General features: G+C 71.1%; 3 protein-coding genes. 2 read left to right on the forward strand and 1 reads right to left on the reverse strand.

Annotation, left to right across the window (positions count from 1 at the left end):
• Window positions 1-77 precede the first annotated feature (77 nt).
• Both ACIBSV_RS32060 and dapD read left to right on the forward strand, forming a co-directional pair.
• Window positions 78-3047: an ATP-binding protein gene (locus tag ACIBSV_RS32060; protein ID WP_395869241.1), complete on the forward strand. Its 2970-nt coding sequence runs from the start codon at window positions 78-80 to the stop codon at window positions 3045-3047.
• A 57-nt stretch (window positions 3048-3104) separates the two neighbouring features.
• Window positions 3105-4136: a 2,3,4,5-tetrahydropyridine-2,6-dicarboxylate N-succinyltransferase gene (gene dapD, locus ACIBSV_RS32065; protein ID WP_395869242.1), complete on the forward strand. Its 1032-nt coding sequence runs from the start codon at window positions 3105-3107 to the stop codon at window positions 4134-4136.
• Between the two features lie 79 nt (window positions 4137-4215).
• Here the strand turns inward: dapD and ACIBSV_RS32070 are convergent, their stop codons facing one another.
• Window positions 4216-5910: a class I adenylate-forming enzyme family protein gene (locus ACIBSV_RS32070; protein WP_395869244.1), complete on the reverse strand. Its 1695-nt coding sequence runs from the start codon at window positions 5908-5910 to the stop codon at window positions 4216-4218.
• Between the last annotated feature and the right edge of the window lie 279 nt (window positions 5911-6189).

The raw sequence follows: 6189 nt of genomic DNA on the forward strand, positions 1-6189 counted from the left end.
TAGCGCAAGTGATCCGCCACGGCGCGTAATCGTTCCGCGCGGGCTCGGGGTGGGACGCACGGCAGAAAGGTTGCGCGATGACGGCACCACGCACGGCACCGAACCCGGGTGACCTGGGCCGCGAGAACACACAAAACATGGTGTCCGGGACGGAGCCCATGCCCCTCGTCGAGCGCGACTTCCTGCAACGCGAAATCCGCGACCGGTTGGCGGCGGTGCGCGAGACCGGCGAGGGTCGGGTCACGGTGGTCACCGGCCAGGCCGGCATGGGCAAGTCGGCCATACTCGCGTGGGCCAGGCGCACCGCCGAGGCCGAGGGCTTCACCACGCTGCACGTGACGGGGTACGACCTGGAGAAGGTCCGGGTCTACGGTCTGGTGAAGCGACTGTTCCGGGATCTGCACAACCTGGACAAGGCGAGCCAAAAGCAACGACTCGGCGAGTGGTACGGAATCCTCGGACCGATCTTCGGCATGAGTCCGCGTCAGCCCGGGGAGTCGCCGGACCCGGAGAACGTGCTGTCCGCCCTCGACGCCGTACTCCGCGGCTACGTGCAGGAGTACGCGCCGCTGATCATGGTCATCGACGACGTGCACTGGGCCGACCCGTCGTCGATGGGGTGGCTCGCGCAATTCGCGATGAAGGTGCGCGACTTCCCGGTCCTGATGGTGGTGTCCTATCGCCCGGACGAGTACGACGCGGCGCTGGAGGGCTCGCTGCGCACGCTCGACGCCGTCGCGGGCCGCGCCGCCACCAAACTGACCGCGCTGAGCGCGGCGAGCACCGCGGCCGTGATCCGGCACCGCTTTCCCGACGCGCGGGTCGACGACGCGTTCGCCGAGCACTGCCACCGCTACTGCGGCGGCGAACCGCAGATCCTGCGGGAACTGTTGCGGTTCGTCGAGTCGTCCGGGATCGAACCGGTCGAGGCCGCGCTGCCCCGACACGGCGCCGCCATGGAACAGCACGCCGCCCAGGCCTACGCCGAGCAGCACTTCAAGGAGCGTTTCGGCAAGCTCGATCCGGCCTCCCGACAACTGGCGCTGGCCGCCGCGATCCTGACGCCACACGTGACGATCGACCGCGCGGTCGAGCTCACCGGATTGACCCATTCGGCCATCGTCACCGCCGCGGATGATCTGTACAAGCAGGAGATTCTCACCTGGGTCCCCGACAGCCCCTCGAACCTGGCTTTCACCCACCCGCTGGTGCGACTCGCGGTCTACCGCTTCTGCTTCGAACCGAACGAGCGCTGCGCGATGCACGCGAAGACGGCCCGGATGTTGCGCGCGGACCGCTTCTCCGCGCAGACCGCCGCGACGCACGCGCTGAAAATGGTCGGGCTCAAGGACGAGTGGGCCGCGAACATCATGGTGGAGGCGGCCCGCGAGTGCCTGGCCTCCGGTGTCCCGGAGGCGGGCGTGACCTACCTCGAACACGCGCTGGCCGAGCTCGCGCCCCGGCACATGCACGCCAGGCTGCACTACAACATCGGCCGCGCGCTGTTCGTCAACGATCCCCCGGCCAGCCTCGAACCGCTGACCAAGGCGCTCGCGGAGTCCGGCGAACCAGGGACGGACCTGCACACCAACATCGTCGTCGAGCTCGGCCGCTCGCTCGCGTTCAGTGGTCACCTGCCCAAGAGCATCAAGCTCCTGGAGCGGGAGATCGAGATCACCCCGATCGGCAAACGCCCCAGGCTTTACGCCGACCTGTTCATGTGGGCCGCCTTCTGGGAGGACGACACCGCCTTCGCCTCGCGGGCCCACAACCTGCAGCGGCTGACCGTGCGACTGAACACCGAGGGCGCCACCACCCGGACGAACTACTCGCTGTTCGCCCTGGTCGCGTGGTACGGCGTGCTCACCGGACGACGACTCCAGACCACCACCAAGTTCGCCCGCGCGGCACTGGGACCGGAGGATCCGAACAAGGAGCGTCCCGGATTCAGTTGGGTCGAGGACGGTTGGGGCTTCGAGATCCCGATGGTGCTCACCCTGACCTTCATCTACTGCGACCTGTTCAAGGAGGCCCACGAACTCCTCGAGAGCGGCATGGCCGAGCTGCGCGACAACGGACGCCAACGTGCGCACCTGTCCTACGGCCACGCCTTCCGGGCGATGTTGTACTACCGGATGGGCAGGCTCAAGGAGGCTCGTGAGCAGGCCGAGACCGGCCTGGACATGGCTCTCAAACTCGGCGAGGAGACACCCTCGAAGTGGTACGCGGCGGGGGTGCTGATCCAGACCCTGATCGCGCTGGGCGACCTCGACGAGGCCGAGCGGCAGGCGCGGAGGATCGGCTTCGACGATCCCGCACGCGCCAATCAGGCCGCCCGCGTGTTGCCGGTCCCCACCATCGTGCTCGCCGAGTTGCGGATCGCCCAGGGCAGGCACGAGGAAGTGATCCAGCCGCTGACCGAGCTCGGCGAACGGCTGCGCGCACGCGGCATGGACAACCCCGCGTGGTGCCCGTGGGGCCTGCTGCTCGCCGAGGCGTTGAACGCCGAGGGCCCGCGGCAGAACAAGAAGCTGGCCCAGGAGGTGGCCAGGCAGGCCGTCGCCCGTGCCGACACCTTCTACGCGCCGGTGGCCGCGGGCCAGGCCAAGCGGGTGGCCGGGATCATCGAGGACAACGTCAACGCGCAACAGGCGCTGTGGGACGCGGCGGTCGCGCTGGAGGGCGTCGGCGCCAACTACGAGTACGCCAAGGCGCTGCTCGCGTACGGCGACCGGCTGCGCAAGGACGGCCACAAGCCGGACGCGATCGGCGAGTTGGAACGGGCCCGGGACACCGCCATGGCCTGTGGCGCGATCCCGTTGCAGACCCGGGCCGCGGAGATGGTCGAGGCGCTGGTCGGCGGCACCGCGCTGCCGCCGGTCGACCACGGGCGCGCCGAGGCGGACGAGTGGGTCGACGAGTACACCGGCGGCTACAGCCCGTTCGGCATCCCGCATCGCGGCGAGGCCCGACCGGAGACGGACGGCGATCGTTCCGAGACCTGGCCGTTCCGCGAGGGCCCGACCCGACGACCCGAGCCGGAGTAGCCGCGCGCGGGGGCGTCGGACGAAAGAAAAGCGGATCGGGACGCGGGCCGACCGGCGATGGGCGTCGGCCCCGACCCCCGGTACGGTAGCGGGGTGATCGACACTGCTGATTCCTCCACCGTTGGTGCCGTCGCCGCAGGTCTCGCGACGATCGCTGCCGACGGCACCGTCCTGGACACCTGGTACCCCGCGCCCGAGCTGACCGCGGGCGACGCCGACGGCAAGGCCGAGACCGTACGCCTGTCCGCCGACGAGGCGATCGAGGCGCTCGGCGCCGACGCCGCCGCCGGCCTGGGCGCCGACGCGGTGCGCGGGGTCGAGGTCGTCGCCGTGCGCACGGTGATCGCGTCGCTGGCCGCCGCGCCGGTGGACACCCACGACGCGTACCTGCGCCTGCACCTGCTCAGCCACCGCCTGGTCCGCCCGCACGGGCAGAGCCTGGAAGGTCTGTTCGGCGTGCTGCCGAATGTCGTGTGGACCAACCTGGGCGCGGTCCCGGTCGACGGCGTGGACGCCGCCCGGCTGCGTGCCCGGGCCGCGCGGGTTCCGTTCGAGGTGGCCGGCGTGGACAAGTTCCCCCGGATGACCGAGTTCGTGGTGCCGAGCGGCGTGCGGATCGCCGACACCACCCGGGTCCGCCTGGGCGCGCACCTGGCGCCCGGCACGACCGTGATGCACGAGGGCTTCTGCAACTTCAACGCCGGCACGCTGGGCGCCTCGATGGTCGAGGGCCGGATCAGCGCGGGTGTCGTGGTGGGCGACCACAGCGACGTCGGCGGCGGCTCCTCGATCATGGGCACGCTGTCCGGCGGCGGCAAGGAGACCATCTCGGTCGGCGAGCGCTGCCTGCTCGGCGCCAACGCGGGCATCGGCATCTCGCTCGGCGACGACTGCGTGGTCGAGGCGGGCTGCTACATCACCGCCGGCACCCGGGTCACCACGCCGGACGGCAAGGTGGTCAAGGCCGCCGAGCTCTCCGGCCGGGACGGCCTGCTGTTCCGCCGCAACTCGGTCACCGGCACGATCGAGGCGATCGCCCGGACCAAGTCGTGGGGCGCGCTGAACGAGGAACTGCACAAGAACGACTGACCGGGCCCGACCCGGCACGACTGCCCGGGCACGGCACGCGAGCGGGCCGGCGAATCACCGCCGGCCCGCTCGCGGGTGCTCACTCCTCGACCAGGTCGGCCTGCTTGGCCCCGGTGGCCACCGCGCGGATCACCTTGCCGGTCGGCGTCCGGGGCAGCGGTTCGTCGCGCAGTTCCCAGTACGCGGGCACCTTGAAGTGCGCCAGGCGCTCCGCGACATAGGCACCGAGTCGTTCGGCGGTGAGCGTCGCGCCCCGGGCCGGCACCACGATCGCCTTGACCTCCTCGCCCCATTCCGGGTGCGGTACGCCGACCACCACCGACTCGGCCACCTCGGGGTGCGCGTCCAGGCAGTGTTCGATCTCTGCCGGGTAGACGTTCTCCCCGCCGCGCAGGATCAGGTCGCTGCGTCGGGTGGCCAGGTAGAGCCGGCCCTCGCGGGTGTAGCCGAGGTCGCCGGTGCGCAGCCGACGATCCGGCGTGAGCGCCTTCGCGGTGGCTTCGTCGTTGCGCCAGTAGCCGCGCATCACCAGCGGGCTGCGGATCCACAACTCGCCCTCGACGCCGTCCGGTTGCCGGGTGCCGTCCTGGTCGTGCACCGTCACCTCCACGGTCGGCACCGCCACCCCGATCGCACCCGGCTCGCCCTCCAGTTGCCGGACGCCCGCGGTGGTGGCCACGCCGCCGGACTCGGTCAGCCCGTACCCGACGCCGAACGCGCCCTTCGCGTTCGGGAACACCTCCTGGAGCCGGCGCACCAGTTCGGGCGAGAAGGCCGCGCTGCCGCCGCCCAACCGGGTGATCGAGGACAGGTCGTACTTCGGCGTGTCCGGGTGGTTGGCGACCCGCCAGCCCAGCGTGGGCACCAGCGACCACGTGGTGCAGCGCTCGCGTTCGATCAGTTCGAGCAGGGCCGGTACCTCGAACCGGCCGCTGTAGAGCACCATGGTCTGCCCGCCGGCCAGCGCCGCCACCGCGCCCGCGAGCAGGCCCGAGACGTGGAAGAACGGGCTGTTCACCAGCCACCGCCCGGGCGGCGCCTGGGCGAGCACCTCGGCGGGCACGTGTGCGGTCGCCCGGGCGGCCAGCAGCGCCTGGAGGTTCTGCATTCCGACCACGTTGCGGTGGGTCAGCACGGCACCCTTGGGCCGCCCGGTGGTGCCGGAGGTGTACAGGATCAGCGCCGGGTCGTCCTCGTCGGCCGCGCCGGGCGGCAGTTCGGCGGCGGGCGCGTACGCCGCCAGGGCGGCGCAGTCGGCCTCGATCTCCACCACGGGTACACCCAGGCTCCGCGCGGCCTCCGACGCGCCGCCCAGCCGCTCCAGGCGGCGTCGGTCGGCCACCAGCAGCTTGGGCGCGCAGTCCCGGACGCCGTAGCGGATCTCGTCGGCGGCCCACCATCCGTTCATTCCGACGGTGATCGCGCCCAGCGCCGCGGTGGCCTGAAACACCGTCAGCCATTCCGGCCGGTTGGCCGCCAGGATCGCGACCCGGTCGCCCGGGCCGATCCCGTAGCGCTCGCGCAGCGCGAGCGCGGTGGAGGCGATGTCGCGCACGTGTTCGGCGAAGCCGATCCGCCGGTCCTCGTACACGAGAAACTCGCGATCGCCGAACCGAGCGGCCCGCTCGACGAACGCGGTGAGCGACCGGGGCCGATCGGCCAGCACCCGCATCGGAACGCCCAGAACGTCCTCCTCGACCAGCGCGAACGGACCGCCCGGGGCGGTCATGGCGGCAAGAGCGTCATCGGGCACGGCGGAACTGATGGTGGCCATGGGCCGGACCCTAGAACTCCTTGATCGAGTCATTCAAGTGATCCACGATGTGATCTGACACGTGTTCAGGTAACAAACGAGATGGGCAACCCCACCCACCCACCCCAGGCGCGTCAGCGCCCCCGACCCAGTCCCACCCCCGTGATCGACGCGCGAAGCGCGGAGAGCGGCGGAGCCGCAAGCGGGGGCTTCGTGCCCCGGAGCGAAGCGGAGGGACACGAAGCCCCGAGCGAGGCACCGCTTTTTCTTGGAGGAGCGAAGCGGGGGAAAGAAAAAGCG

The sequence above is a fragment of the Embleya sp. NPDC050154 genome, from assembly GCF_044460165.1.
In the GTDB taxonomy this organism is placed as follows: Bacteria; Actinomycetota; Actinomycetes; order Streptomycetales; family Streptomycetaceae; genus Embleya.

Bases quoted from the DNA above. Each gene is read 5' to 3' on its own strand.
- ACIBSV_RS32060 (WP_395869241.1), top strand. From the start codon at position 78: ATGACGGCACCACGCACGGCACCGAACCCGGGTGACCTGGGCCGCGAG.
- dapD (WP_395869242.1), top strand. From the start codon at position 3,105: ATGGGCGTCGGCCCCGACCCCCGGTACGGTAGCGGGGTGATCGACACT.
- ACIBSV_RS32070 (WP_395869244.1), bottom strand. From the start codon at position 5,910: ATGGCCACCATCAGTTCCGCCGTGCCCGATGACGCTCTTGCCGCCATG.